Annotated in this window: 26 protein-coding genes, 1 tRNA gene and 1 pseudogene; 15 read left to right on the top strand and 13 right to left on the bottom strand. The window is 58.1% G+C overall.

The features are described 5' to 3' along the window. Window positions 1-130: 130 nt before the first annotated feature. The 7 genes from dnaG to BMY44_RS02535 form a co-directional block, all read right to left on the bottom strand. Window positions 131-2,086 carry a DNA primase gene (dnaG, locus tag BMY44_RS02565; protein WP_089989903.1) on the bottom strand — a complete coding sequence of 652 codons (1,956 nt, stop codon included), beginning with the start codon at window positions 2,084-2,086 and terminating at the stop codon, window positions 131-133. 99 nt (window positions 2,087-2,185) lie between these two features. Beyond that, window positions 2,186-2,698, bottom strand: coding sequence for a sarcosine oxidase subunit gamma (locus tag BMY44_RS02560; RefSeq protein ID WP_089989901.1), 513 nt, complete (start codon window positions 2,696-2,698; stop codon window positions 2,186-2,188). Then, window positions 2,691-5,573, bottom strand: a complete 2,883-nt coding sequence (locus BMY44_RS02555) for a sarcosine oxidase subunit alpha family protein (RefSeq protein WP_089989898.1) — start codon at window positions 5,571-5,573, stop codon at window positions 2,691-2,693. Before BMY44_RS02555 ends, BMY44_RS02560 begins: the two co-directional genes overlap by 8 nt. Then, the gene (locus BMY44_RS02550) at window positions 5,570-5,830 is read right to left on the bottom strand and encodes a sarcosine oxidase subunit delta (protein ID WP_089989894.1); all 261 of its coding nucleotides are present in this window, start codon (window positions 5,828-5,830) and stop codon (window positions 5,570-5,572) included. Before BMY44_RS02550 ends, BMY44_RS02555 begins: the two co-directional genes overlap by 4 nt. Before the next feature lie 4 nt (window positions 5,831-5,834). Further along, on the bottom strand, window positions 5,835-6,248 hold the full coding sequence (locus BMY44_RS02545) for a hypothetical protein (RefSeq protein ID WP_131801559.1): 414 nt from the start codon (window positions 6,246-6,248) through the stop codon (window positions 5,835-5,837). Window positions 6,249-6,275: 27 nt separating this feature from the next. Beyond that, complete coding sequence (locus BMY44_RS02540; RefSeq protein ID WP_089989888.1) at window positions 6,276-7,529, bottom strand: sarcosine oxidase subunit beta family protein; 1,254 nt, start codon at window positions 7,527-7,529, stop codon at window positions 6,276-6,278. A 60-nt stretch (window positions 7,530-7,589) separates the two neighbouring features. Continuing rightward, window positions 7,590-8,018: a MerR family transcriptional regulator gene (locus tag BMY44_RS02535; RefSeq protein ID WP_089989885.1), complete on the bottom strand. Its 429-nt coding sequence runs from the start codon at window positions 8,016-8,018 to the stop codon at window positions 7,590-7,592. A 78-nt stretch (window positions 8,019-8,096) separates the two neighbouring features. Between BMY44_RS02535 and BMY44_RS02530 the strand changes: the two genes are divergently transcribed. After that, complete coding sequence (locus BMY44_RS02530) at window positions 8,097-8,726, top strand: cation efflux transmembrane domain-containing protein (protein WP_089989881.1); 630 nt, start codon at window positions 8,097-8,099, stop codon at window positions 8,724-8,726. Window positions 8,727-8,730: 4 nt separating this feature from the next. Here BMY44_RS02530 and BMY44_RS02525 read toward each other — a convergent pair whose 3' ends face one another. Further along, on the bottom strand, window positions 8,731-10,173 hold the full coding sequence (locus BMY44_RS02525) for a Glu/Leu/Phe/Val family dehydrogenase (RefSeq protein WP_089994435.1): 1,443 nt from the start codon (window positions 10,171-10,173) through the stop codon (window positions 8,731-8,733). A 371-nt stretch (window positions 10,174-10,544) separates the two neighbouring features. Between BMY44_RS02525 and BMY44_RS02520 the strand changes: the two genes are divergently transcribed. The 3 genes from BMY44_RS02520 to BMY44_RS02510 are packed head-to-tail and all read left to right on the top strand — an operon-like array spanning window position 10,545 to window position 13,179. Further along, a complete protein-coding gene (locus BMY44_RS02520; protein ID WP_089989879.1) occupies window positions 10,545-12,041 on the top strand; it encodes a TadE/TadG family type IV pilus assembly protein in 1,497 nt (498 codons plus the stop codon). Next, complete coding sequence (locus BMY44_RS02515; RefSeq protein ID WP_242650466.1) at window positions 12,038-12,592, top strand: TadE/TadG family type IV pilus assembly protein; 555 nt, start codon at window positions 12,038-12,040, stop codon at window positions 12,590-12,592. Before BMY44_RS02520 ends, BMY44_RS02515 begins: the two co-directional genes overlap by 4 nt. Next, window positions 12,589-13,179 carry a TadE/TadG family type IV pilus assembly protein gene (locus BMY44_RS02510; protein ID WP_089989876.1) on the top strand — a complete coding sequence of 197 codons (591 nt, stop codon included), beginning with the start codon at window positions 12,589-12,591 and terminating at the stop codon, window positions 13,177-13,179. The genes BMY44_RS02515 and BMY44_RS02510 overlap by 4 nt, the downstream gene beginning before the upstream one ends. Here the strand turns inward: BMY44_RS02510 and BMY44_RS02505 are convergent, their stop codons facing one another. Together BMY44_RS02505 and BMY44_RS02500 are read right to left on the bottom strand one after the other, a co-directional pair. Further along, window positions 13,180-13,662 (bottom strand): hypothetical protein, encoded by a 483-nt coding sequence (locus tag BMY44_RS02505; RefSeq protein ID WP_089989874.1) that lies wholly within the window; start codon window positions 13,660-13,662, stop codon window positions 13,180-13,182. It abuts the gene before it with no gap. A 57-nt stretch (window positions 13,663-13,719) separates the two neighbouring features. Then, window positions 13,720-14,667: pseudogene (locus BMY44_RS02500) on the bottom strand (NAD(P)-dependent oxidoreductase); the annotation flags it as partial. A gap of 161 nt (window positions 14,668-14,828) precedes the next feature. Here BMY44_RS02500 and BMY44_RS02495 point away from each other — a divergent pair. Continuing rightward, complete coding sequence (locus tag BMY44_RS02495; RefSeq protein ID WP_089989869.1) at window positions 14,829-15,740, top strand: pirin family protein; 912 nt, start codon at window positions 14,829-14,831, stop codon at window positions 15,738-15,740. 27 nt (window positions 15,741-15,767) lie between these two features. Here BMY44_RS02495 and BMY44_RS02490 read toward each other — a convergent pair whose 3' ends face one another. Beyond that, window positions 15,768-16,358: a TetR/AcrR family transcriptional regulator gene (locus BMY44_RS02490; RefSeq protein WP_089989866.1), complete on the bottom strand. Its 591-nt coding sequence runs from the start codon at window positions 16,356-16,358 to the stop codon at window positions 15,768-15,770. Window positions 16,359-16,460: 102 nt separating this feature from the next. Here BMY44_RS02490 and BMY44_RS02485 point away from each other — a divergent pair, with 102 nt between their 5' ends. The 10 genes from BMY44_RS02485 to BMY44_RS02440 all read left to right on the top strand — a co-directional run bounded on the left by BMY44_RS02485 (window position 16,461) and on the right by BMY44_RS02440 (window position 23,969). Then, complete coding sequence (locus tag BMY44_RS02485; RefSeq protein ID WP_089989864.1) at window positions 16,461-16,757, top strand: hypothetical protein; 297 nt, start codon at window positions 16,461-16,463, stop codon at window positions 16,755-16,757. Between the two features lie 58 nt (window positions 16,758-16,815). Next, window positions 16,816-18,102 carry a homoserine dehydrogenase gene (locus BMY44_RS02480; RefSeq protein ID WP_089989862.1) on the top strand — a complete coding sequence of 429 codons (1,287 nt, stop codon included), beginning with the start codon at window positions 16,816-16,818 and terminating at the stop codon, window positions 18,100-18,102. Window positions 18,103-18,211: 109 nt separating this feature from the next. After that, window positions 18,212-19,177 carry a class II fructose-bisphosphatase gene (glpX, locus tag BMY44_RS02475; protein WP_089989861.1) on the top strand — a complete coding sequence of 322 codons (966 nt, stop codon included), beginning with the start codon at window positions 18,212-18,214 and terminating at the stop codon, window positions 19,175-19,177. Window positions 19,178-19,246: 69 nt separating this feature from the next. Next, window positions 19,247-21,007, top strand: a complete 1,761-nt coding sequence (gene recJ / locus BMY44_RS02470) for a single-stranded-DNA-specific exonuclease RecJ (protein ID WP_089989858.1) — start codon at window positions 19,247-19,249, stop codon at window positions 21,005-21,007. A 73-nt stretch (window positions 21,008-21,080) separates the two neighbouring features. Continuing rightward, window positions 21,081-21,155: transfer RNA gene (locus tag BMY44_RS02465), tRNA-Glu, on the top strand. A 77-nt stretch (window positions 21,156-21,232) separates the two neighbouring features. After that, window positions 21,233-21,628: a rhodanese-like domain-containing protein gene (locus BMY44_RS02460; protein WP_207510475.1), complete on the top strand. Its 396-nt coding sequence runs from the start codon at window positions 21,233-21,235 to the stop codon at window positions 21,626-21,628. 182 nt (window positions 21,629-21,810) lie between these two features. Continuing rightward, the gene (locus tag BMY44_RS02455) at window positions 21,811-22,479 is read left to right on the top strand and encodes a TetR/AcrR family transcriptional regulator (RefSeq protein ID WP_089994427.1); all 669 of its coding nucleotides are present in this window, start codon (window positions 21,811-21,813) and stop codon (window positions 22,477-22,479) included. Then, window positions 22,476-22,898 (top strand): SRPBCC family protein, encoded by a 423-nt coding sequence (locus tag BMY44_RS02450; RefSeq protein WP_089989856.1) that lies wholly within the window; start codon window positions 22,476-22,478, stop codon window positions 22,896-22,898. The genes BMY44_RS02455 and BMY44_RS02450 overlap by 4 nt, the downstream gene beginning before the upstream one ends. Before the next feature lie 62 nt (window positions 22,899-22,960). Continuing rightward, complete coding sequence (locus BMY44_RS02445) at window positions 22,961-23,440, top strand: VOC family protein (protein ID WP_089989853.1); 480 nt, start codon at window positions 22,961-22,963, stop codon at window positions 23,438-23,440. Next, the gene (locus tag BMY44_RS02440; protein WP_089989850.1) at window positions 23,433-23,969 is read left to right on the top strand and encodes a GFA family protein; all 537 of its coding nucleotides are present in this window, start codon (window positions 23,433-23,435) and stop codon (window positions 23,967-23,969) included. The genes BMY44_RS02445 and BMY44_RS02440 overlap by 8 nt, the downstream gene beginning before the upstream one ends. A 121-nt stretch (window positions 23,970-24,090) precedes the next feature. Here BMY44_RS02440 and BMY44_RS02435 read toward each other — a convergent pair whose 3' ends face one another. Together BMY44_RS02435 and BMY44_RS02430 are read right to left on the bottom strand one after the other, a co-directional pair. Next, window positions 24,091-25,161, bottom strand: coding sequence for an AI-2E family transporter (locus BMY44_RS02435; protein ID WP_242650465.1), 1,071 nt, complete (start codon window positions 25,159-25,161; stop codon window positions 24,091-24,093). Between the two features lie 297 nt (window positions 25,162-25,458). After that, window positions 25,459-25,656: a CsbD family protein gene (locus BMY44_RS02430; RefSeq protein WP_089989845.1), complete on the bottom strand. Its 198-nt coding sequence runs from the start codon at window positions 25,654-25,656 to the stop codon at window positions 25,459-25,461. Window positions 25,657-25,660 lie beyond the last annotated feature (4 nt).

Genomic DNA, 25,660 nt, shown 5'->3' with positions numbered 1-25,660 from the left:
GGCTCCCTCATGCTGGCTAGCGAATCACTCGTAAGGTGATTCGGTTAAATTCGAATCAATCTTGGAATCCGGTGATTCGCAACCCGCTGACCCCTGATTTCCTTGGGCTGTTGCTTGACCGAATGTCTTTTTAGCGTTGTCGTTTACTACCTTTGGCAAAGTCGATCTGTCCCAAAAGCGAATCAAACGCACTGCGTTCATCCCGTTTCATCCGGGCACCATTATCCCCTAGTTCGTACTCGGCCTTGTCTTCCCCATCGACACGCCCTGCCTGATTTAGTGCCTGTGCCGCCTCTTTCAAACGCCAAGTCAGCCCTTCATCCGCGACGCCATCCAGATCTTCGACCGCCTCGGCGATCTCGCGGGCGTGCCCGCGTCGTGCTGTCAGTTTCGCGAATTCCTCTGCAAGGCAAAGCGTGGCGAGGTCAATGTCACCGGCACGCCGCACAGCGGGTGCAATGGCGACATGGTTCTGCACGAACAGCTTTTCAAGTGGTGCCGGCCCAATGTCTGCTTCAACTTGCAAGAATAATTCTGCGCTGTCGCCAAATCTCAGGACCGCATCCCTTACACGCTGATGATCGGGATCGACACATTCCATGCGTTCCAGATCAGCTTCGAACCGGGAAAAAACGGCAGGGTTTTTAAGAAGCACGGCCAATATGACGGCCTCGCGCAGCACATCTTCGGTTCCGGCCCCTGTCCCAAGCACGGACGCCTTGTTGCTTGCGACGGGCTTTGTCGCACGCTGCCAGTTCTCTTGCTTGCCATTCCACGCAGCACGCTTTGGCGTGGCCGGTCGCGGGGTCGCGAACAGCGCCCATCGCATATCCTTGATCGCCTGCCCATAGTGCGTTCGGATCGAAGGGTCCGCGATCAGTTTGATCTTTTCACGCAACGCCTTGTCGAGCGCGGCCTTGCGCTCTGGGCTGTCGAACGTCTTGCCTTCCGTCTCGCGTTGCCAAAGCAGTTGCACCATTGGCATGGCCTGATCCAGCAGCTTTTGCATCGCGCCCTTGCCCTGCTGTTTCAGCAGATCATCCGGATCCAGCCCTTCCGGCATCATCGCAAAGCGTAGGGATTTTCCCGCCTCCAACATCGGCAGCGCGATGTCGATTGTGCGCATGGCCGCACGGATCCCAGCCGTATCACCGTCCAGCGCAATAATCGGCTCATCCGCCATGCGCCAGAGCATCGCCAGATGGTGTTCGGTCACAGCGGTGCCAAGCGGGGCAACGGCAGCTTCAAAACCGGCTTCCGCAAGGGCAATGACATCCATGTAGCCTTCGGCGACGATCAAAGGCTGCCCTTTGCCAGCAGCCTCGCGGGCGTTCTTGTGGTTGAACAGGGTGCGGGATTTGTCAAACAGCAACGTTTCGGGCGAATTGAGGTATTTCGCCCGCGCATTTGGATCAAGGGAGCGCCCGCCGAGTGCAATCGCACGCCCACGCACATCGCGGATAGGAAAAATGATGCGCCCGCGAAACCGATCGTAAGGTGCACCGCCGCGGTCGCTTTCCGCAGCCAGTCCGGCATCGATCACCTGTTTTTGTGGCACGCCCTTGCCAGTCAGATGTTGCAGGACACCGCCCCCGTCCGGAGCAAAGCCGATATCCCAACGCGCTTGTGCCGCCTCGTCAAGCCCCCGCCGGGCAAGATAGTCCCGCGCCTCACCGGCCGCGGCGGTCTGCAGGTTCAGACGGAAATGCTGGACCGCCTGTTCCATGACGTCTGCCAGCACGGTGCGCTCATCCGCCTTTTCCTGCGCGCGCGGATCACGGGCCGGCATCGGCATGCCCGCTTCAGCGGCCAGAATCTCGACGGCCTCCATGAAACCGACATTCTCGGTCTCACGCACAAAGGAAATCGCATCACCCTTCGCGTGACAGCCAAAGCAGTAATAATACCCCTTGCGGTCATCGACGTGAAAACTGGCGGATTTTTCCTGATGAAACGGACACGACGCCCAAAGGTCGCCTTTGCCCTGGTTGGACTTGCGGGTGTCCCACATGACCTTGCGTCCGACGACCTGTCCAATCGACAGCCGGGTACGCAATTCATCAAGGAAACCGGGTGGCAGACTCATCGCGCTAAAATGGGCGCTCTACCGCGAAGAGTCGAGAACCCCCATCATCTTTCTTTGTCCAATCAAACTTCCGCCGGAGGCTGCAACGACAGCAAAGACCTAGCGCGCGAAGTAGATCCGCGCCGCCCTCTCAAGATCATGGACCAGCGTGCCCGCCATGGACCGCATGACCATCAGCTCAAAGGCCTGTGTCCCCACCTTGGTCACCGATCCGGTCATATGGGCGATCATCGTCCGTGCGGTTTGGCCGCTGCGCATTGTACGCAGATCGACTGGCACAAGACGTGCCAGAACATCCAGCACGTCCGGCCCTGCGACCTGCACAATCGCCCAACTGTCACTTTGATCGACAACAGCGGCGGGCAGTTCCGGCAAATCGGTCCCGATGACCAGCGCCTGCCCCGGCCCGATCCAGATCGCGCGCGGGTCAGTGCCGGTGACGCGGTTCGGTTTTGGAAAGGCGATCGGCATTGCGTCGGACACGGCCTTTTCCTGCCGTTTGAACGGGGCCACCGCAAATGCCTTGCCAACAGCAACTTCCGTTAATGACAGCGTGCCAATGGTCATCGGCAAAAGGCCCGCACAAGGTGATTTCGCGATCAATCTAGCCACGCAGACGCTCTCCCTCTGGATCAAGAAAGACCGGGTGGCACACTTCGACTTCGGCCGTCAGGTCTCGCAGATGATCGCGCATCTTGATCGTTTCCCCATGCCTGTCGCGCCCGTTTTCAAGGAATCCAAGTCCCAGGTAGCAGTCAAGCGTCGGCGAATAGCAATGCGAGGTGACGTAACCTTGATGGTTCAACCGCGTCGCCGCAGCACCAGCATTGAACAAATGCGCGCCGCCAGACAAAGGCGCTTTGGCACGCAAGCCGACAAGCTGTTGGCGGTCCGCCCCTCGCAGACCGGGGCGTTCGGCGGCTGCTTGGCCAATGCAGTCTTTCTTGCGGCTCACCATCCGGTCCATACCGATATCAAAGGCCGTGACGCGTCCGTGGATTTCCGCATGCGTGATGAACCCCTTCTCGATCCGCAGCACATTCAGCGCCTCCATTCCGTAAGCACCACCATCCATCGCTTCGGCCTGCGCGACCAGCAAGCGGAACAAGCTGTCGCCATAGCGCGCCGGCACGGCAACTTCGTATGCATGCTCGCCCGAAAACGAAATCCGGAACAAGCGCCCGGGCACGCCGCAAACGTCGACTGCCCCGCACGACATGTAGGCAAACTGGTCACTGTCAATCGGCGCATCCAGCACCGCGTTCAGCAGATCGCGAGAGCCGGGTCCTGCAACGGCGAATTGCGCCCATTGTTCGGTCACACTGACGATCTGCACGTCCAGTTCGGGGCGTAAGGCCTGCCGGACAAATTCGAGATGTTTCATGACCTGACCGGCCGCTGCCGTGGTCGTCGTCATTACGTAATGGTCGGGCGCAAGACAGGCTGTCGTACCATCATCCATGACATGCCCATCTTCGCGAAGCATCAAGCCATAGCGCACCTTGCCGGGCTTCAGAGTACTGAACGTATTGGCATAGACGAAATCTAGAAACACAGCCGCATCAGGGCCTTGGATGTCGATCTTGCCAAGCGTGGACACGTCGCAAATTCCGACTGTCTCACGGACCATGCGCACTTCGCGATCGCAGCTTTCGCGCCAGGTTGTCTCTCCTGCGGCGGGAAAATAGCTCGGGCGATACCAAAGCCCCGCTTCGATCATCGGTGCGCCACGCGCGACGCTGGCGGCGTAAGATGTGGTCAGCCGTTTGGGTGCAAAACCATGCCCCTGCGAACCTGCCCCCAAGGCCGCGATCGACACCGGCACGTAAGGTGGGCGGAAAGTCGTGGTGCCGGTTTCAGGAATGCCGCGCCCCGTCGCGTCGGCGAGGACAGCAAGTGCCGCGACATTCGAGGATTTCCCTTGATCTGTCGCCATCCCTTGCGTTGTGTAACGCTTCATGTGCTCGACGGATCTGAAGTTCTCCTGCGCCGCGAGGCGAATATCCTTCACATGGACATCATTCTGGAAATCAAGCCACTTGCGGCCTTTGCCCTCCACCGCCCAAAGCGGCGCAATGCGGTATGCGCTATCGTCTGCGACTGGCACTTGCGCTTGCGCAACTCCAAGCACGTCAGACGCAACCCGTGCCCCTTCAGCCAGACAACCGGCTGTATCAAATATTCCCTTACAGGCACCCGCCGTCACCATCCCTGGAATCATGCCATCAACTGGAACAAAAGATGCAATATCTTCAGACCATTGCGGCCGACCATTCATGTGACACGTCAAGTGGACAGTGGGGTTCCATCCGCCTGACATGGCCAGACAGTCCGTGCGTACAAGCCGCGTCCCGCCAGCGTGTTCGATCGTGACGCTTTCCAGCTGATGCCGCCCTTTTGTTGCGACGATCCGGCCATCGCGATAGATCGGAAAATCGCCGGACACGTCAACGTCTGCCCGGCTGTCCACCAGCCCGACAACGTTCACACCTGCGGCAATCAGATCATGGGCGGTGCGATGGGCATTATCGTTATTTCCAAAGACCATAACGTTCTGTCCCGGAGCCACACCCCAGCGATTGACATAGGCGCGCACAGCACTCGCCATCATGATGCCAGGACGATCGTTGTTCGGAAATGCAATAGGCCGTTCCAAAGCGCCCGCACAAAGAATGGCGTGTGCGGTCACGATCCGCCAGAAACATTCGCGCGGCCCCTCGCCCCGGCGCGAGACTGTCTCTAGCGCGCCATAGGTGCCCTGATCATAGGCCCCGGTAACCGTTGTGCGCGTCATCACGCGAACGTTCTTCATCTGCGACAGGCGCTGTTGCATCGCGGCAGCCCACTCTTGTCCGGGCTGGCCGTTTACGGCCTCACTCTCGGCCAGCAGCCGCCCGCCAAGCAATGTATCCTCATCGGCCAGAATGACATCTTTGCCCGCTTCGGCGGCAGTCAGGGCTGCCATGATCCCTGCCGGACCACCGCCAATGACAAGCACATCGCAGAACGCAAAGGCCTTCTCGTAGTTGTCCGCAACGGATTTGCCCGCCAGCGCGCCAAGTCCCGCCGCGCGTCGGATGATCGGCTCGTACACTGCCTCCCAAAAGGACTTCGGCCACATGAATGTCTTGTAATAGAACCCGGCCCCAAGAAACGGGGAGATCAAGTCATTGACGGCCATGATGTCGGTTTTCAGCGACGGCCACGCATTCTGGCTGCGCGCGGCCATGCCTTCGAAAATCTCCAGCGTCGTTGCTCTGATATTTGGCTCGTCAGCGACGCTCACCAGTGCGTTGGGTTCCTCTGACCCGGCGGTCAGCACGCCGCGCGGACGGTGATATTTGAAGGACCGCCCCATCAGGCGCACGCCGTTGGCCAATAGTGCCGAGGCCAGCGTATCCCCCGGATGCCCTTGATAGACCTGACCATCAAAAGTGAACGAAATGGTCTTGCTGGTATCGACCAATCCCTTGCCTGCGATCCTCATCGCCTGGCATCCCCGACAAGTGTCGCGCCATGGACACTGTGGGTCACGGTATCGCGGTCAATGGCAACCCAGGCTCCGCATGGTTCATGCTGCCATAGATCCCGTGTTACTCCGGCAGGATTATCACGCAAATGCAAATAGTTATCCCACGCCTCTAAACCAGATTCCCGCTCTGGTCTGTCCAAAGCGACAGCGTCGCCCTGGTAGTAGAATTCGCGCCGGTCGCGGGTGCCGCAGTGGGGACAAGTCAGGCGCATGGGATCACTCTCTGCAGTTGGAAATTTCAAAGGAAAACAGAGGCCGTCCGGTGATGCTGACAACCTCGTAGCGGATTGTTCCGCCATTCGTCAGGATTGGTCCGGCAAATGGATCATCGCAAGGTGCCGCCGGGGAAAACGTACCGATGAAGTCCTGCTCTAATTTCGCAGCGTCGGCGTCATAAGCCAATTGTCCTTCAGAACCAAGCGCCACGTCGATGATCAGTGTATCACCGTCGCTACGCGCACCGTTCAGCGTAAAGAAGTCGTAAAAGTTGTCAGGACCGGCCTGTTCGGACTCTGTTATGATTGCCTCAAAGATCGGGGCCAGCGCGGCATTCGCAGGCTCGCTTGTCGCGCAACCAGTCACGCCAACTGAAAGGATCAATCCGATGACTGTCTTTCGCAAACGATTCAAACTTTCCCCTCCTACCGGAGCCACCATTCAATGCAAGTTATGCTGAGAGCCGGTGCCCTCTTCATCCATCAGCCCGGTGCCAGTGCGGAACCGGTCCAGCCGAAATCTTGACGCCGGTTCATGATGGTTTCCCGTAGCCATCAGGTGCGCAAAGCTGAATCCTGATCCGGGCACCGCCTTGAACCCGCCATAGCACCAGCCACAATCAATAAAGAGCCCCTCTGTCGGGGTCTTGTCGATAATGGGCGAGCCATCCGGCGTCATGTCCATGATCCCGCCCCATGATCGCAGTACCTTGGCCTTTCCGATCATCGGCATCAACGTCATGGCGGCGTCCATGACGTGTTCCTTCATTGGCAGGTTTCCACGGGCCGCATAAGAGCTGTAGAAATCAATGTCGCCGCCAAAGACAAGGCCGCCCTTGTCGGACTGGCTGATATAGAAATGGCCCATGCCAAAACTGACGACATGGTCGATGCAAGGCTTCAGACCCTCAGTGACAAAGGCCTGCAGGACATGGCTTTCGATCGGCAGACGCATCCCCGCCATGGCCGCCACCTGTCCCGACCGCCCGGCAACGACGATCCCGACCTTCTTGGCGCGGATCGCACCGCGCGTGGTCTGAACGCCGCGCACAACCCCACCTTCGATGTCGATGCCTGTGACCTCGCAATTCTGGATCAGATCGACGCCCCGCTGGTCAGCCCCACGGGCATACCCCCATGCCACAGCATCATGACGCGCGGTACCGCCACGCGGGTGCAGCAATCCGCCATAGATCGGAAACCGCACGTTTTCGAAATCCAGATACGGCAGGTACTGACGCACACCGTCGCGATCCAGAAGGATCGCATCATCACCTTGATTGATCATCGCATTGCCGCGCCGTGCGAAAGCATCGCGCTGGCCGTCCGAATGGAACAAGTTGATCAGGCCACGCTGCGAATGCATCACATTGTAGTTCAGATCGCTCTCCATCCCTTCCCACAGCTTCAGCGAATGAGAATAGAATTCGGAATTGCCCGGCAGAAAGTAATTGGCACGCACGATCGTCGTGTTGCGCCCGACGTTGCCGCCACCCAGATAGCCTTTTTCGAGAACGGCGACATTGGTGATCCCGTGCTCTTTGGCAAGGTAATAGGCCGTCGCAAGCCCGTGTCCGCCGCCGCCAATGATAATCACGTCATATTCAGATTTGGGGTCTGGATCGCGCCAGACCGGTTTCCAGCCAGACTGCCCGAACAGCCCTTCCTTGATGACCCGAAAACCGGAATATCCCATAAGTCTTTTCCCTGTCGCTCGCCCGCACTCTAACAAGCGTATCGGGAACGAAAAGCCAGTTTACGGCACATCATGTCGCGGATGGGCACAGTGCGCATGATCGGCCAGCGTTTCGATGACCTTGCATTCAGCGACGCTTCCACCGCCACAACTGTCAATCATCCGTTCGAGTTCGGCCCGCAACCCATTCAGCTGCGCAATACGGGCTTTTACGGATGCCAACTGCTTTCGGGCCATACTATCGGCCGCATTGCAGGTTTGTTCCGGATCATCCGACAGGGCCAGAAGTGCCGCGATATCATCAAGGTCGAAACCCAACGCGCGGGCGTGTTTGATGAATTTTAGGCGGTCGACCAGATCAGAACCATACATGCGCCTGCCGCTTTGTGTGCGTGGTGGGGCGGGCAACATCCCGCGCTCTTCGTAGAACCGGATCGTGGTGACCTTCACGTCGGTTTCAACGGATGCCTGACCGATCGTAAGTTCCATGGATAACCCTCTTGCTTCTACAGTGACTGTAGGAGTTATGGATGTTCTGCACCAGTAGGAATCGAAAGGATTTCGCGCATGTCCGCCGGATGTCAAAACCATCACGCCACTCGTTTTGACGGCACGTCGCCCGCTTATCGGCGCGCGCTTTGGATCGTGATCGCGATCAACGCGGCCATGTTCTTCATCGAAATGGGCGGTGGCGCATGGGCAGGGTCACAGGCTCTCAAAGCCGATGCCCTGGACTTTCTCGGCGACAGTCTGACCTATGGGTTGTCGCTTGCGGTGATCGGGATGCCACTGGCACGCCGCGCAGAGGCTGCACTGTTCAAAGGCATTACCTTGCTTGCAATGGGGCTGTGGGTGTTCGGCACGACGCTGTGGAACGTGTTGATCCTTGGCGTGCCCAGCGCGCCCGTCATGACGATCATCGGTTTTCTTGCGCTCACAGCCAATGTCGCGAGTGTTCTGATCCTGATGAAATTCAAGGATGGGGATGCGAACGTGCGCTCTGTCTGGCTGTGCAGCCGCAACGATGCGATCGGCAATATCGCGGTCATCGGCGCAGCGGGGCTTGTGGCGCTGACGCAAAGCGGCTGGCCGGATCTGGTGGTTGCCGCACTGATGGCAGGGCTGTTCCTGTCTTCGGCGCGGCAAATCCTCTGGCAGGCCTGGCACGAACGCCAGGTCGCCGTTTCAGCGGACTAGGCGATCAAAGGCCCTTCGCACGGTAGCTTTGTGCAACCTTGCCGATGGACACGAGGTAGGCCGCTGTACGCAAATCCTTCACGTCGTCCCGCGCATGCCAGACCTCGCGCATATCCTGATAGGCTTTGCGCATCGTATCATCGAGGCCAGAGCGCACGAGTTCCAGTTCACCCGCACCGCGCAGGTATTTTTCCTTGAAACCGGGGCTCAGCTCCCAGCCGAGACCTTTGTCGGACGACAGACGCTCAAGCTCATCAACGACAAGCTGGTGGCGGCTTTCTTCGGCGCGCCGCTGCATCCGGCCAAAGCGGATGTGGGACAGGTTCTTGACCCATTCGAAATAGGACACGGTGACACCACCGGCGTTGGCATACATGTCGGGGATGATGACGCAGCCCTTGTCGCGCAAAATTTCATCGGCACCGGCGGTAACAGGACCGTTGGCCGCCTCGATGATCAGCGGGGCCTTGATCCGGTCGGCGTTGGACAGGTTGATAACACCTTCCAGTGCTGCAGGGATCAGGATGTCGCACTCCTGTTCCAGAAGCTGGGCTCCATCCGCCTGATGGCGGGCGGCCGGATAGCCCGCAACGCCACCATGCTTGATGATCCATGCGCGCACCGCTTCGATATCGATGCCAGCTTCGTCATGCAGTGCGCCATCGCGTTCGATGATCCCGGTAATCAGCGCACCATCTTCTTCGGACAGAAACTTTGCCGCGTGATATCCCACGTTACCAAGGCCTTGCACGATCACCCGCTTGCCTTTCAGCGATCCGCTGAGTTTGGCAATCTTCACATCTTCCGGATGGCGGAAGAATTCCTGCAAGGCGTACTGCACGCCACGACCGGTTGCTTCGACGCGGCCCGCGATCCCACCGGCATGCGGCGGTTTGCCTGTGACACAGGCGGCCGCGTTGATATCGGTCGTGTTCATGCGGCGATACTGATCGGCGATCCACGCCATTTCACGTTCACCTGTGCCCATATCCGGGGCAGGAACGTTCTGCGAGGGGTGGATCAGGTCGCGCTTGGCCAATTCGTAGGCGAACCGGCGGGTAATCAGTTCAAGTTCATGTTCTTCCCATTCGGTCGGGTCGATGCACAATCCGCCTTTGGACCCGCCGAACGGTGCCTCGACCAAGGCGCATTTGTAGGTCATCAGCGCGGCAAGTGCTTCGACTTCGTCCTGATTGACGGCCGAGGCATAGCGGATCCCGCCCTTGACCGGTTCCATATGTTCGGAATGAACGGACCGATAGCCGACAAAGGTGTGGATATCCCCCCGCAGACGCACGCCGAAACGGACCGTGTAGGTCGCATTGCACACCCTGATCTTCTGCTCGAGTCCGGGACTAAGATCCATCAGGGCCACGGCCCGGTTGAACATGATGTCGACGGATTCACGGAAACTTGGTTCGTTCGGTGAGGTGTCCAGTGGGGCCATATCGCGATGTCCTTTGATTATTGGCGTCCGGGCGACCGTCAATTCCGGAGAATTTTCCATATCGCCTAAGATTTAATCTAAACACGATTCGTCTTAATCATCTCATTATTTCGACCAGTTTTCGGGTTAGTTAACGGGGCTGGCCACCTTTAGACGACTCAACCACCGTTTTAGCTGCTGATTGTCCACCTGCGCACAACAGTGGCAGTACAGTAGTCGGACTGTCAGCCAAACGCCGGATTATCAGGTTTGATATTCCACAATCTTGCCAAATTTCAGACACATCGAAATGGTTTAACCAACAGTGGTGGAGAATGGTTATCCGAAGTGCGTCTTGCTGCTTGTGACGCCAAGGGAATGGGATTGTAACGATGAAGAAGACACTTGACGGTCTGTATAAGCTGGTACCTGAAAGACAGCGCAACCGCCTTGCAAGCTTTCACGACGATGAAAGCGGAAGCATGGTGATCTTCACACTTTTCATACTTGTGTTGATGTTGATTATCGGCGGCATGGCGGTCGACTTCATGCGCTTTGAATCGCGGCGTGCGATGATGCAGGGCGCACTTGATTCCGCGGTCTTGGCCGCAGCCGATCTTGACCAGCAACTTGATCCGGCCGTCATTACGCAGGACTACATCACCAAGTCGCAGGCCGGGAACTGCCTGAACGGCCCTGTGATCGTTGACGACTCCGCCCTGAACTATCGCAGCGTGTCAGCCAACTGCCAGCTGACGATGAATACATTCTTCCTGCGCTTGATCGGCATCGATCAGTTGACCGCTTCCGCTGAATCGACAGCGATCGAAGGTGTCGGCGATATCGAGATCTCGCTCGTTGTCGACGTCTCCGGCTCCATGCGCGAACTGACTGGTGGCGGTGGCGAAACGAAAATCGAAGCGCTGCGATCGGCAGCAAGCTCTTTCGTGGACGAACTGCTTCTGCCCGAATACGAAGACAAGATTTCCTTGTCGCTCATCCCCTACTCCTGGCACGTGAACGTCGGTGAAGAGCTGTTCGGCACGCTGAATGCCCCGGAACGTCACGGCTGGTCGCATTGCGTCGATATTCCGAACTCAGAATATTCGACCACAGCATGGAACAACAATGTCGAACTGCTGCAGACCCAGCACGTCCAGACCAACCCACAAGGTTCGGACCCCGGACCTGTGGACTCTCCGACCTGCCCACGTTTCGCTTATGAAGAAATCATCCCGCTGTCTCAGAACGCAAACCAGCTGAAAGGTGCCATCGGGCAGCTGCAGCCGCGCTCGGGTACGGCGATCTACATGGGCGTGAAGTGGGGTACAACGCTACTTGATCCAACATTCAAGAGCAATCTGGAAGCCCTGCCAAATGGCATGATCGATGCAGCGTTCTCGGACCGTCCGGCGCCGTATCCTGATCCGGACAACCGTCGCTCGAACGATACTTTCAAGTATCTCGTGCTGATGACGGATGGCATGAACTCTGATGTGCTGCGACTGAACGAGGACTACTACCAGACGCCAAGCCAGATCGCGCATTGGAATACGATGAACATCCAGCAGTTCTTCAGCAACGTTTCGACATGGAACAGCTCGGTCGTCGGCCGCTATCGCGAAACAATCCAGGTCGCCGCGGACGGTGACATCATGATGCAAAGCATGTGTACGGCCGCGAAGGACGCAGGGATCATCATCTTCGGTATCGGCGTCTTCGAAGCAGACGATCCGAACAACCCCAATGAACCGCAGGACAACGGTCGCAATCAGTTGCGCAACTGCTCGTCCTCCAGCGGCCACTATTTCGAAACCACCGGCGATGAACTGACAGAAATCTTCGAAGCCATTGCCGGTCAGATTACAGACTTGAGGTTGACACTATGATGTTCGGTATCCTCAACCAACTTGCCAAAGGGCTGCGTCGCTTCAAGCGTGACGAGTCCGGCAGCGCAACACTGGACTTTGTCCTGATGCTGCCCGGCTTCATGCTGATCTTCACATCGGCCTATGAATCCGGCGTACTCTCGACACGGCACGTGATGCTGGAACGTGGTCTTGACTCGACCGTACGCGAAGTGCGGATCGGCAAGATCCCGAACCCGTCACACGACCGTCTTGTCGAGCGCATTTGCGAAATCGCATCGATCATTCCTGACTGCACCGCCAACGTGCGTCTTGAAATGGTGCCACGCGATCCGCGCAACTGGCAGGATCCACCTGCCGACGTGGCTTGCGTTGATCGCGCCGAAGAAGGCGACCCCGTGTTGAACTTTAACACCGGTCTGAACAACGAATTGATGGTGCTGCGCGCATGCGCCCTGTTTGACCCGATGATCCCGACCACCGGTCTCGGCAAAGAAATCCCAAAGGAAAGCGGCGGTGCATATGCGCTGGTTGCAACCTCGGCCTATGTGATGGAGCCATTCCAGAAATGACCTACCTCGCACGCATCAAGAACTTTGCTGCCAAATGGCAGCGTGACGAAGACGGATCGGTTGCGGTTGAAACCGTGCTGATGGTCCCACTGTTGGCTTGGGCCATGCTGGCCACGCTGACGTACTTCGACGCCTACCGGACCGAAGGGATCAGCTACAAGGCTGGTCTGACGGTAGCAGACGCGATCAGTCGCGAAGCCGACTCTATCGATGACGACTACATTGACGGGGCCTACGGCTTGCTTCGCTTCCTGACACTCAAGGATGGTGATCCTGACCTGCGGGTCACTGTCTTTAAGTATCGTGCCGGCCAGGACGACTATCGTCGCGTATGGAGTAAAGCGCGCGGTCAAACGACAGCACTGAACCATGCTGACCTGGAAGCCATGCGCGGACGTCTACCACTGATGGTCGGCGGCGAACGGGCAATCCTTGTCGAAACATGGACAGAATACGAGGCACCATACGCAGTTGGTCTGGGTGATTTCACGATGAGCACTTACAACGTGATCAGCCCGCGTTTCACCGCACGCCTTTGCTTTGACACGACGCCAGCAGATGGCGGCGATACGGGTCTGAGCTGCTAATCAGCTTTCCTGCGCCACCCGAAGTGACAATTGCTCGGCCATGAATTTGGCCGCGCCGGCCGACGTAATCCCACCGATCCCTACGCGTGTGCCGAACCGCCACCACAGCCCAGGCACCCAGAGAAAACTGTGCTTCTCGCGCAGGGTGACTGAAAATCCATTCGACGGTTTCAAAGCGAATGAACCGCGGCTGACACTGACGATTTGGTCCATTGCGGCAAGCACTGTTCCATCGTTGGTCACAATCCCTTCATCGGTGAGCCAGATTTCACGTTTCGCATTCGCGCGCAGGCGGTTGGCCTGCACCAACATCGCGATGCCAAACACGACAATGATCGCTTTTCCGAAGATCCCTGCCGGGCTGATGAATGCCATGTAGATCAGCAGAAGGCCAAGCGCGATCTGCACCAGAAACGCGAACTGGAACCGGGCTCCCGATACCGTGATTTTTGCAAAGATACCGTCTTCGTCTGGCTGAAACATGACCGCCCCCTTCGACACTTGACCGGCACTAACCCAGTCACGCGGCTTTGAAAAGTCTCAGCGCGGCGGGACGACCTCGTATCCCTGCTCTTCGGGTTCGTCATCGACCATTTCGTCTGGAAAGCCGGGGGCTGTGATATCTAGTCCCGTCGCCTCTTCCAGCCGACGGATAATGTCATCGGACTGTGCACGCGGCCCATAACGGGCAATGCCGTCGTTGAAAATATCGACCATGAGGGGGCTGATCTCCAAGGGCACACCATGCGAGCGCGCGATATCGTCGAACAGGCCGATATCCTTTTTCACCAGATCCATCGTAAAATTGATGTCGCGACAGCCGTTCAGGATCATCTGGCTTTCGGTTTCATGCACGAAACTGTTGCCCGAGCTGATCTTGATTGCCTCATAGGTTGTCGCAAGATCCAGCCCCGCCGCCTTCATCGTCACCAATGCCTCGCAAAGGGTCAGCAGGTTCGCGGTGGCCAGATAGTTTGTCATCACTTTCAACTTGCTTGCTGTGCCGATCGGACCAGTGTGCAGGACACGGCGGCCAAGTGTGGTTAGCAAGGGCAACACGCGGTCAAACGTGGCACGATCGCAGCCTGCAAAGATACTGATGTTGCCTGTCGCCGCGCGATGGCAGCCGCCTGACACGGGACACTCTACCGCAGCGCCACCACGCGCGGTGACGAGATCGGCCAGTCGCGCAACTTCGGACGCGTCCGTTGTAGACATTTCCATCCAGATCTTGCCCGGGCCGACCTCGGGGATCATGGCGCTGACGACAGCGTCGCAGGCCGCGGGCGATGGCAGGCAGGTCACGACGACATCGCAATCGCGCATCAATTGCGCAGGATTTTCGCCCTTATGTGCGCCCTTGGCAACAAAAGCCGCGATGGCGTCCCCACTCAGATCATGGACCCAAAGATCATGACCGTTGCGCAGCAAACTTCCGGCCAGCTTTGCGCCGACATTTCCCAAGCCGATAAATCCTGTCTTCATCCCGTAACTCCCGTTTTCAGGGCAGTCTTCTGTAGCAGATCAACGGCGTCTGATCCAAAACCGACACGATGCACCAATTGCGTGCGATGTCGCACAGGTCGTCCCATTGTCGTAGCACATCAGGCAGCTTACCTCAGACGCAACACCGCCTTGAGGAGAATGCCATGTCCATCCGTCCAGTTCTTGAACAGCGTCCCGCCCAACCGGCGATCGAAGGGGCTGGCGTCAAGCTGCACCGCGCGTTTGGTTTCCATGACCCAAGCGAGTTGGACCCTTTTCTGTTGTTCGATGATTTCCGCAACGAGCGCCCCGAAGACTATGCCGCCGGCTTTCCCTGGCATCCACATCGGGGGATCGAAACGATCACATACGTGCTTGATGGAACGGTCAGCCACGCCGACAGCCTTGGCAATACGGGCGATTTGAATGCAGGTGATGTGCAATGGATGACGGCCGGGTCCGGCATTTTGCATCAGGAAATGCCACGCGGGAACGACAAGGGCCAGATGCACGGCTTCCAGCTTTGGGCGAACCTGCCCGGATCCATGAAAATGACAGCCCCGCGTTATCAGGACGTGGCAGGCAAGGATATTCCCACCGTCGTCGACGATGACGGCACATCGGTGCGCGTGATCGTCGGGGATTTTTGGGGCAAGAAAGGCCCGGTGGACGGTATTGCTGCCGACCCGCAGTATCTGGATATCTCTGTCCCCGCTGGCGTGCGCAAGACGTTCAAGGTCGATACTTACCGCCGCGCCTTTGCCTATGTCTTTGCAGGCTCGGGCAGTTTCCGCGACGCATCATCCCCAACCGGCGTTCTGCTGGAAAAGGAAGTCATGGGCCAAGAGGTCAACATCCGCGACATGTCGGGCGATCGCACGCTGATCCGGTTCGGCACCGGTGACGAGGTGACCGTGCAAGCGGGCGAAGAAGGTATCCGTTTTCTGCTGATTTCCGGCGCACCACTGGAAGAGCCGGTCGCATGGCATGGTCCTATCGTGATGAACACGCAAGACGAATTGCGCACCGCGATCCGCGAATTGAACAACGGAACGTTTATCAAACCAGCGCACTGATCCGCCAGATAAATGTCGTGGCGCGGCTTAGGCTGCGACCACGGCCTTGCGGACGAGGCTCCAGTAAATTTCCTCGACCTCGGCGATGCTAAGCCGACCGTTCGCACGATACCAGTTGGTGATGCCTGTCAGCAGCGCGATAAGGGCAAGTGTGCTGACGCGCGTGTCTGGCAACGCAAACACGCCTTCCGCTTCGCCGTCCTTCAGGATGGTCTCCAGCGCATCTTCGTATTGACGTCTTAAGGCTTCGACCTTTGCGAAATTTTCGGGCGTGAGATTGCGCAGTTCCATGTAGGATACGAATACCTGATCGCGGCGTGGCAAGTGAAACCGGATGTGAAAGCGGGTGAAGGCTTCAAGCCGCGCCATGGCCGTGCCGTAAATCGGTGCATCTGCCAATGCTGCCAGCAATTCATCCATATGCGTGCACATCAGATCGAACAGCAAGCTCTGCTTGTCTGGGGTATAATTATAAAGTGCGCCAGCCTGTACGCCGACCTCGGCCGCGATCTGGCGCATGGACACAGCCGCGCAGCCGTGGCGTGCAATCAGGCGCAATGCAGCGTCGCGGACCTTTGGACCAGTAATGTCTGAATGTGAACCTTGCTTGCGCGCCATGACCGCATTTAACTGAACACCTGTTCATTTGAAAAGCCCTAGCTTGCGCTCGTCCTGAATTGCGCCATATGGTCCGCGCGAAAACATTGGGCAAATTCGCGCATGCGTACCGTCGTTCTGTCATTGCTTATCGGGCTTTGCGCCTGTGCCGAATTTCCGGCGCTGGACGAACGGATCGACGATGCCGCGCGCGCCGCCCCCTATCCGACACTGACGAATATCGCACCGTTGATCGCGCAGGCCAACGCATCCGGCACGGCAACCAATTCGGTTGCGACGGAAATTGACGGGCGCCGCGCCAATCTGTCCGCCCGCGCAGACAGGTTGCGCGGCGCGATCATCGAACCTGCTCTACGCAACAGGATGCAACGCGGTGTCGACACCTCTGCGTTGCCCTGACCTTCGGTTTTCGCTAACACGCCCCAACACATACTTCGAAACGGATCGGATCGCCCACATGACAACTCCCCTGCGCCTTGGAATTGCTGGTTTGGGCACTGTTGGGGTTGGAGTCGTCAAGATCGTGCAGACCCACGCAGCCTTGCTTGAACAGCGCGCCGGACGGCCCATTGTGATCAGCGCGGTTTCTGCCCGCTCCAAAAGCAAAAACCGCGATGTGGACCTGAGCGACTACGCCTGGGAAGACGATCCAGTTGCGCTGGCCAAGCGCGATGATGTGGACGTCTACATTGAACTGATGGGCGGACACGAAGGCGCGGCAAAAGACTCGCTCGAAGCGGCCATCGCGGCGGGCAAGGACGTTGTAACCGCGAACAAGGCGTTGTTAGCGATCCACGGTCAAGCGCTTGCCGAAGCCGCAGAAGAAAAGGGGCATGTGATCCGCTTTGAAGCCGCTGTCGCTGGTGGCATCCCCGTCGTAAAGGCCCTGACCGAAGGGCTCGCTGGCAATGAGATCAAGCGCGTCATGGGTGTGATGAACGGCAGCTGCAACTACATCTTGACCCGCATGGAAGACGCCGGATTGTCCTACGATGCGGTGTTCGACGAAGCCAACCAGCTAGGCTATCTCGAAGCTGATCCCGAACTGGACGTCGGCGGCATCGACGCGGCGCACAAGCTTGCCCTGCTCTCCAGCATCGCCTTTGGCACACAGGTGGATTTTGACGCGGTCGAACTTGAAGGTATCGGGTCGGTCACGATTGATGACATCCGTCAAGCCGCCGACATGGGCTACAAGATCAAGCTGCTGGGCGTCGCACAGATGACCGGGCGTGGCCTTGAACAGCGCATGTCGCCGTGTCTGGTGCCCAACAGCTCTCCGTTGGGTCAGTTGCAGGGCGGCACGAACATGGTCGTTCTCGAAGCAGACGCCGTCGGCCAGATCGTTCTGCGGGGCCCCGGCGCGGGCGAAGGCCCGACAGCCAGTGCGGTCATGGGCGACGTGATGGACATCGCACGCGGGTTTCGGCTGTCGACCTTTGGCCAGCCTGCCAAGACGTTACGCAAGGCCCGCGCGGCGCGCGCTGCAGTGCCAGCGCCCTATTATTTGCGGATGCGCCTGCTCGACAAACCGGGGGCGCTGTCCAAGATCGCAGCGATCCTTGGCGATGCAGGAATCTCGATCGACCGGATGCGGCAGTACGAACACGCGGACACCGCGGCACCTGTTCTGATCGTGACGCACAAGACCACCCGCACAGCACTTGACGAGGCACTGGCCCAGTTCGAAACAACGAACGTCATGACCGGCACGCCCGTCGCCATCCGGATCGAAGCTGTATAGGCTTTTAGCAGCACAGAGCGCCTTTTCCGCCTGGCGTTAGCGCCACCACGGTTGTGTTGCTTCGCCCGCAGAGCTAGGCCAGTCTGAACAGTTACCAAAGGAAAAGCTCATGGCGTCACCTGTCGATTTCAATGATCGGAACCTGTCCCTTGGCCTTGCCCGCGTTTCAGAAGCGGCGGCCATCGCCTGTGCGCCACTGATCGGGCGCGGCGACGAAAAGGCAGCAGATCAGGCGGCGGTCGATGCGATGCGCACGCAGCTGAACAAGCTCGATATTTCGGGTGTCGTTGTCATCGGCGAAGGCGAACGGGACGAAGCCCCGATGCTATACATCGGTGAAGAAGTTGGCAGCGGCACTGGCCCGGGTGTGGATATCGCACTTGACCCCCTTGAAGGCACTACACTGACGGCAAAAGATATGCCCAACGCGCTCGCCGTGATTGCGATGGGGCCGCGCGGCTCGATGTTGCATGCACCGGACGTTTACATGGACAAGCTGGCCATCGGCCCCGGTTATCGCAGCGGTGTTGTCACGCTGGACATGTCGCCGTCAGAACGTGTTTCCGCGCTTGCGGCGGCGAAAGGGTGTTCAACAAACAATATCACGGTCTGCGTGCTGGAACGCCCGCGACACGAAGCCATCATCGCAGAAATTCGCAGCACAGGTGCTGCGATCCGGCTGATCACCGACGGCGATGTCGCAGGCGTCATGCATTGCGCGGAATCCGCCAAGACCGGAATCGATATGTATATGGGTGAAGGCGGTGCCCCCGAAGGTGTGCTGGCCGCTGCCGCGCTAAAGTGCATGGGCGGTCAGATCTACGGGCGGCTCTTGTTTCGCAACGATGATGAACGCGGACGTGCGACCAAAGCGGGAATCACGAACTTCGACCGTGTTTATACACGCGATGACATGGTCACGAGCGACGTAATTTTTGCCGCAACAGGTGTGACTGACGGTTCATTGCTGCCAGGAATCAAACGCGAGGTCGGTTTTGTGACTGCCGAAACCGTGCTCATGCGTTCCAAGACAGGCTCGGTGCGCCGGATGCAGTACCGCAACCCGACGGCCTGATCCGAATTCTTTTTCGCAGACAGATTTGGGCGTGGTCCTGGCTGCGCCCTTTCTATATTGTGCCTGTCTATGGATGGGACACAAGATCGCGCGTTTTTGGGGGTAACAGCGTCGGCGACCGGACGGCGCTGGGTCGGCCCCACCGCAGAAGAAGACAGGCTGGCCGAAGCAATGGCGCAAGCCACTGATCTGGCCCCTGCCCTCTGCCGGATACTGGTACGCCGTGGGGTTTCCCCTGATGCATCCGCCGCATTCCTTGCCCCGACATTGCGTGATCTGCTGCCCGATCCGCGAAGCCTGCGTGACATGGACACCGCAGCAGCACGGGTCCTGAAGGCAGTCAAACAGCGCGAACGGATTGCGATCTTCGCCGATTATGATGTGGACGGCGGGGCCTCGGCGGCCTTGCTGATTGCATGGCTGCGCGATCTTGGCCAGCAGGCCACGCTGTATGTCCCTGACCGGATTGACGAAGGCTACGGCCCGAACGACGAAGCAATGGCGCAACTGGCTGAAACTCATGACCTGATTATCTGCGTCGATTGCGGAACCCTGTCGCATGGCCCCATCGCGGCTGCCAAGGCGGCTGATGTCGTGGTGCTCGACCATCATCTTGGCGGCGAAACGCTGCCGGATGCGCTGGCGGTCGTGAACCCGAACCGGCAGGACGAAAACGGCGATCTGGCACATCTTTGCGCCGCAGGCGTGGTTTTTCTGATGCTGGTCGAAGCAAACCGGCAGTTGAAGGCCTCAGACCAGAACGGCCCTGATCTGATGGGTCTTCTTGATCTTGTCGCGCTGGCGACAGTCGCCGATGTTGCTCCGCTGATCGGTGTAAATCGCGCGCTGGTGCGTCAGGGGCTGACGGTCATGGGCCGCAGGCAGCGCGCAGGGCTCGTCGCGCTGGCTGATGTGGCGGGACTTGATACGAAACCGACATCTTACCACCTTGGTTTTCTGCTGGGGCCGCGGGTCAATGCGGGCGGGCGGATCGGCAAGGCGAACCTTGGGGCGCGGCTTCTGGCAACGAACGACCCGCGCGAAGCCGAATCCATCGCGGCGAAACTTGATGAGTTGAATACCGAACGCCGTACAGTCGAAGCAGAGGTGCGCGATCTCGCGCTCGCCCAAGCCGAAGACCGCGGGCTTGACACCCCGCTGGTCTGGGCCGCCGGCGAAGGCTGGCATCCCGGCGTTGTCGGCATTGTCGCATCGCGCCTGAAAGAGACGACCAACCGTCCGGCAATCGTGATCGGTTTGGACGGGGACGAAGGCAAAGGGTCGGGCCGTTCTGTCAATGGAATCGATCTTGGGGCAGTCATCCAACGGGTCGCAAGTGAGGGCCTTTTGCTGAAAGGCGGCGGACACAAGATGGCCGCAGGTCTGACCGTCGCGCGCGACAAGCTCGACGTCGCCATGGCGCGGATCGGAGAGCTGCTGGCCAAGCAGGGTGCGGACCGGATCGGTCCTGCCGATCTGCGGCTGGACGCGGTGTTGATGCCGGGCGCGGCAACGGTCGAACTGATTGAACAAATCGAACAGGCGGGCCCGTTCGGGGCCGGTGCCCCTGCCCCGCGTTTCGTCTTTCCAGATTGCCAGATTCTCTTTGCCAAACAGGTTGGCGCGAACCACCTTAAGGTGTCCTTTGGTGACGGGCTGGGCGCGCGGATCGACGCCATCTCGTTCGGGGCAATGGATGGGCCGCTGGGGCCGATGCTGACGCAACATGGCGGCGCGCGATTCCATCTTGCTGGACGGCTGGAAGTGAACGTCTGGCAGGGAAGACAAAGCCCGCAACTGCGTTTGGAAGACGCGGCACCGGCGGCGTAACATTCCGCAAGAAAGGTGAAAAAAACCTCTTGCCCTTATGCAGGCGTTTCCCTAAATACGGCCCACCAAGTGCGGTCCCTTCGTCTATCGGTTAGGACGCCAGGTTTTCAACCTGGAAAGAGGGGTTCGATTCCCCTAGGGACTGCCATTGGTTTCCCCGACATTGCTAGCCTTGTATCGCATCAGCGGTTCGTGATCCACTTCGGCGCAACAAGGAGCAATCCCATGATCCGATTGAAACTGTCGTCCGCCGAAATGTTGGCTGCCGCGCGGGGCCGCATCAACGAAATCGAAACGCCCGACCTGATTGCGAGGCTGAATGACCCCGATCTTGTGATCATCGATATCCGCGATGTGCGCGAACGCCAGCGCAGCGGCTTCATTCCCGGCAGCTTTCATGCGCCACGCGGCATGATCGAATTCTGGGTCGATCCCGATAGCCCCTACCACAAGCCGATCTTCAGTACGCCCGGCAAGACATATGTCTTTCACTGCGCCTCTGGCTGGCGCTCGGCACTGACAGTCGCAACGCTGCAAGAAATGGGCTTCAAAGCCGCTCACCTGCGCGAAGGTTTTTCCACTTGGGAAGACCAAGGCGGACCTGTCACGCGGGAGGAATAATGAGCGGAGTGCCGCATTTTCGGATGCCGCGGGCAGCAATACGGGGCAATGCGCGATCGCGCTGAAGCAACGCTTATGGCCGCTTTCACTGCGTCGATCGAAAACGGCTGATAAGGGTGAAAAAATAGCGTCTCGCCAACTTCTGCTTTACTACATACCGACCGTATTGTATGTATATACTTATGCCTAGACCTACCAAACAATCTCCAGAACGCGGCGATGCGCGGACAAGGCTTCTTGAAGCTGCCCGTGATGTTATCCGTCAGAAGGGCTTCGCTGCGACTTCGGTTGATGACCTGTGCCAATCGGCAGGGGTGACGAAGGGCGCGTTTTTCCATCACTTCAAGACGAAAGACGCGCTTGGCGTAGCGGCGGCGAACCACTGGGCCGAAACGACCAGTGCCCTGTTTGCCAGTGCGCCCTATCACAAACACGACGATCCGCTGGACCGTGTTCTGGCCTATCTCGATTTTCGCCGGGCGATCATCGACGGCGAAACCTTTGAATATACCTGCCTCGTCGGCACAATGACGCAGGAGGTCCATGAAAGCACCCCAGCGATCCGTGATGCCTGCGCCGCAAGTATTTTCGGACATGCCGCGACGCTTGAAGCGGATATCGAAGCGGCCCGTACGCAACGCGGCATCGATGCCGATTGGACCGCCGAAAGCCTCGCCCGCCACACCCAGGCGGTTCTTCAGGGCGGTTTCATTCTGGCGAAAGCTACCGGCGATCCAGATCTCGCGCGTGAGAGCGTCGATCACCTGATCCGCTACGTGCGGGGCCTGTTCGGCCTCGGACCGAATCCACGCGAAACTCTTCAATCCAACCGAAAGGAACAAAAATCATGACCAGCCAGAAGATTACCGTCGAGACGACGATCAACGCTCCCGTGGAAAAGGTCTGGAGCGCCTACACGACCCCGGCAGATATCACGCAATGGAATTTCGCGAGCGATGACTGGTGCTGCCCGCGCGCCGATGTCGACCTGCGGGTCGGCGGCAGGCAGACCGCACGCATGGAAGCCAAGGATGGCAGCATGGGCTTCGACTTTGGCGGCACCTTCGAAGCAATCGAACCGCAGGAGTCGATCACGTTCGTTCTCGATGACGGCCGCAAGGTACATACGACCTTCACGGACCGGGACGGAAAAACCCACGTAGCGACCACGTTCGACCCCGAGACGCAAAACCCGGCCGAGATGCAGCGCGGCGGATGGCAGGCGATTCTGGACAGCTTCAGGGCCCACACCGAAGGCAAGCGCGGCTGAACACCTCAGGCTCGGCAGGACGAGACGGCAAGCCGAAAGGCTCAACAAGGGAGAAACACAAGATGGAACACGCCGCAAAAGTCCGAACCTGCTTTTGGTTCGAGAAAAAGGGCCATGAGGCCGCAAAGGAATACGTTGCCCTGGTGCCCGACAGCCGGATCGAGGCGGTGCGCGAGAACGGTCAGCCCGACGATCCGATGATTGTTGAGTTCACCTTGGCCGGTGCGCCGATGATGATCCTGACAGCAGGGCTAGGGTTTGAGCTGACGCCCGCCGCGTCGATCAGCATCCTCACCGAGGATCAGGAGGAAACCGACCGGCTCTGGAATGCGCTGATCGCCAATGGCGGTGAGCCGGGGCGCTGCGGTTGGGTCGTGGATCGTTTTGGCGTCTCATGGCAGGTCGTGCCGAAGCGGATGCCGGACCTTCTTGCCAGCGATGATCCTGCCGTAGTGGGCCGGGTAAGCGAAACCATGATGCAGATGGGAAAGATCGACATCGCGGCACTAGAAAAAGCCGCTAAGGAGCCAGCACATGAGTGAGAGCACCGAAATCGCATGTTCCTGCGGACAAACCCGCCTTGAGGTGCACGGCAAGCATATCGCGAGCGTCGAATGCTGCTGTTCTTCGTGTCGCGAAGCGGCTGTACGAATGCAGAATCTCGATGGTGCACCGCCGATCCTAACCGACTATGACGCCACGCCTTATGTGATGTATCGCAAGGACCGGGTGCAGTTCGTGTCTGGGATCGAAAACCTTGCCTCGTTTCGGTTGGCGCCGGAGTCATCGTCCGAGCGGGTGATCGCCACCTGCTGCAATACGCCGGTCTATCTGGAATTCAAACACGGCCATTGGCTGAGCCTGTACGGCACGCTTTGGCCAGAGGGCGCGATACCGCCACCGGAAATGCGGACCATGGCGTCGGACCTGCCCGAAGGAGCGCATTTACCGGGCGACATTCCCAATTCCAAGAAACAGAGCCTTGGCTTCTTTGCAAAACTTTTTGGCGCATGGGTTGCGATGGGCTTCCGCAATCCGAAGTCGCCTGAAACAGGAGAAATCAGCGTCTGATCCTGACAAAAAAATCGAAAGCATTGGCTCACCCGGCCGGTCCGAGCGCGTGAATAAGGAGAAATGCATGGCCATGCGCGAGACTGGATCAGAAAATTGACCGCACATGTCATCTGAAGCATCAGTCCTGCAATGAGTTTTGCGTGACGCGTGCACCCAGAAAATTTCCAAATGTACTTAGAGACGAGACATGGTCACAAATGACCTTCACCAGCACCAGAATGGGCACAGCCATGAGCGCGCCCGGAATGCCCCATAGCCAACCCCAAAATATGACGGTTATGAACACCGCAACGGTGTTGAGTTGTAGACGTTTGCCCAGCAGGTATGGCGTCACAAACTGAGCCTCAATAGAGGTCAAGAGGAGGTAGGTTATAGGTGCTAAGACTGCATAAGTGATACTGTCAAAGCTGACGATCGAAAACCCAGCCACGCCAAGTGTGCCGACAACGCCACCGACAAACGGCAAGTAGTTCAAGAAGAACGCAGCCACACCCCACACAAAGGCATAGGGCACACCGATGGCAAACATCGCGAGCCCAACAGCAAGGCCCAGCGCTGCATTTATTAGTGTTATCGCAAGGAGGTAATGAGAGATACTGCGCTCGATCTCATAGACCGCTGTAAGGGCGGCCTTCTTGCCACTGAGATTTGGAAAGGATTCGATGATTTTTTCGTAGAACAGGTTGCCAGACGACAGCAAGAAAAGTGCAAGAATCAATCCTACTGTGAGAGACGTCACAAAACTGGCCAGATTACTGACAGCGGCGGTGATCAACCCAGGTTGTTGCACAACGACAGTCTGAACACTGTCTGCTTCACCGCTGGCGATTTCCTCAACTTGTTCAGCGGCTTCCTGCACCGCTTCGACAGAGTCTGTTAGCCCGCGTAGTTTCTGGCGAACCTCCGCCTCGATCCGCGGAATATCATCGAACCAACTTGATACAGATCCTCCAAGTAGGCCGACACCGGTGCCAATAATTCCGCAGAAGCCAAGAATTAGGATCGCGGAAGAAATCACGGCGGGCACGCCTAGCCGCCGAAACTTACGCACAACGGGCCCAAGTGTCAGAGACAGCAAAATCCCTATCACGACGGGCAGAACGACGTCCTTGGCAAAAAAGACTGTCGCAAAAATCATGAGTAATAGAATGGCCGCAAGCAGCCGGTTTGTTATCTTTTGCTCGTCCAATTGACGCCCTGACTTGGATTTTGTGGAACCGCTCGATGGTACGTCATGGCTCTCCGCGTGCGAAGCATACCACGACGTCCCTATCCAGTGATTACCCTAAGGTTCGCTCCGGCAAGAGACACCCGGTTGCAGTCACCTTAAATCTTACCGAAGGCCTAAAAAGCCCAAGATGAACAGAACAACAACAACTAGACCAATAATGTAAATGATACGGTTCACTGTATCCCCTCCCTACGAAATTCAAACCAACGTGGCGATTAAGATGTAATGAGCCGCCCCACCGGGCGGCTCATGCAATCAAAGCCCGTCTATAAACTCATCAACTTCTTTCTTGGCTTCTTCCTTGGACTTACCGTACTTGGCCTGAATTTTGCCCTCCAGTGCCTCACGGTTGCCGTCCACTTCGGCGACTTCGTCGTCGGTCAAATCGCCCCATTTTGCTTTGACAGAGCCGACCATTTCTTTCCACTTACCTTCGACTTGATCCCAATTCATGATG

This window comes from Cognatiyoonia koreensis (assembly GCF_900109295.1).
Classification (GTDB): Bacteria; Pseudomonadota; Alphaproteobacteria; order Rhodobacterales; family Rhodobacteraceae; genus Cognatiyoonia; species Cognatiyoonia koreensis.
This window is presented reverse-complemented; position numbering and strand designations above follow the sequence as displayed.

What these genes read in the sequence shown, in the direction of transcription:
- BMY44_RS02430 (WP_089989845.1), bottom strand. Translation starts at nt 25,656, where the DNA reads ATGAATTGGGATCAAGTCGAAGGTAAGTGGAAAGAAATGGTCGGCTCT.
- glpX (WP_089989861.1), top strand. Translation starts at nt 18,212, where the DNA reads ATGGCGTCACCTGTCGATTTCAATGATCGGAACCTGTCCCTTGGCCTT.
- BMY44_RS02490 (WP_089989866.1), bottom strand. Translation starts at nt 16,358, where the DNA reads ATGGCGCGCAAGCAAGGTTCACATTCAGACATTACTGGTCCAAAGGTC.
- BMY44_RS02445 (WP_089989853.1), top strand. Translation starts at nt 22,961, where the DNA reads ATGGAACACGCCGCAAAAGTCCGAACCTGCTTTTGGTTCGAGAAAAAG.
- BMY44_RS02450 (WP_089989856.1), top strand. Translation starts at nt 22,476, where the DNA reads ATGACCAGCCAGAAGATTACCGTCGAGACGACGATCAACGCTCCCGTG.
- BMY44_RS02555 (WP_089989898.1), bottom strand. Translation starts at nt 5,573, where the DNA reads ATGAGGATCGCAGGCAAGGGATTGGTCGATACCAGCAAGACCATTTCG.
- BMY44_RS02505 (WP_089989874.1), bottom strand. Translation starts at nt 13,662, where the DNA reads ATGTTTCAGCCAGACGAAGACGGTATCTTTGCAAAAATCACGGTATCG.
- BMY44_RS02480 (WP_089989862.1), top strand. Translation starts at nt 16,816, where the DNA reads ATGACAACTCCCCTGCGCCTTGGAATTGCTGGTTTGGGCACTGTTGGG.
- BMY44_RS02550 (WP_089989894.1), bottom strand. Translation starts at nt 5,830, where the DNA reads ATGCGCCTGACTTGTCCCCACTGCGGCACCCGCGACCGGCGCGAATTC.
- dnaG (WP_089989903.1), bottom strand. Translation starts at nt 2,086, where the DNA reads ATGAGTCTGCCACCCGGTTTCCTTGATGAATTGCGTACCCGGCTGTCG.
- BMY44_RS02520 (WP_089989879.1), top strand. Translation starts at nt 10,545, where the DNA reads ATGAAGAAGACACTTGACGGTCTGTATAAGCTGGTACCTGAAAGACAG.
- BMY44_RS02535 (WP_089989885.1), bottom strand. Translation starts at nt 8,018, where the DNA reads ATGGAACTTACGATCGGTCAGGCATCCGTTGAAACCGACGTGAAGGTC.
- BMY44_RS02485 (WP_089989864.1), top strand. Translation starts at nt 16,461, where the DNA reads ATGCGTACCGTCGTTCTGTCATTGCTTATCGGGCTTTGCGCCTGTGCC.
- BMY44_RS02540 (WP_089989888.1), bottom strand. Translation starts at nt 7,529, where the DNA reads ATGGGATATTCCGGTTTTCGGGTCATCAAGGAAGGGCTGTTCGGGCAG.
- BMY44_RS02495 (WP_089989869.1), top strand. Translation starts at nt 14,829, where the DNA reads ATGTCCATCCGTCCAGTTCTTGAACAGCGTCCCGCCCAACCGGCGATC.
- BMY44_RS02510 (WP_089989876.1), top strand. Translation starts at nt 12,589, where the DNA reads ATGACCTACCTCGCACGCATCAAGAACTTTGCTGCCAAATGGCAGCGT.
- BMY44_RS02530 (WP_089989881.1), top strand. Translation starts at nt 8,097, where the DNA reads ATGTCCGCCGGATGTCAAAACCATCACGCCACTCGTTTTGACGGCACG.
- BMY44_RS02455 (WP_089994427.1), top strand. Translation starts at nt 21,811, where the DNA reads ATGCCTAGACCTACCAAACAATCTCCAGAACGCGGCGATGCGCGGACA.
- BMY44_RS02440 (WP_089989850.1), top strand. Translation starts at nt 23,433, where the DNA reads ATGAGTGAGAGCACCGAAATCGCATGTTCCTGCGGACAAACCCGCCTT.
- BMY44_RS02525 (WP_089994435.1), bottom strand. Translation starts at nt 10,173, where the DNA reads ATGGCCCCACTGGACACCTCACCGAACGAACCAAGTTTCCGTGAATCC.
- BMY44_RS02515 (WP_242650466.1), top strand. Translation starts at nt 12,038, where the DNA reads ATGATGTTCGGTATCCTCAACCAACTTGCCAAAGGGCTGCGTCGCTTC.
- recJ (WP_089989858.1), top strand. Translation starts at nt 19,247, where the DNA reads ATGGATGGGACACAAGATCGCGCGTTTTTGGGGGTAACAGCGTCGGCG.
- BMY44_RS02460 (WP_207510475.1), top strand. Translation starts at nt 21,233, where the DNA reads ATGATCCGATTGAAACTGTCGTCCGCCGAAATGTTGGCTGCCGCGCGG.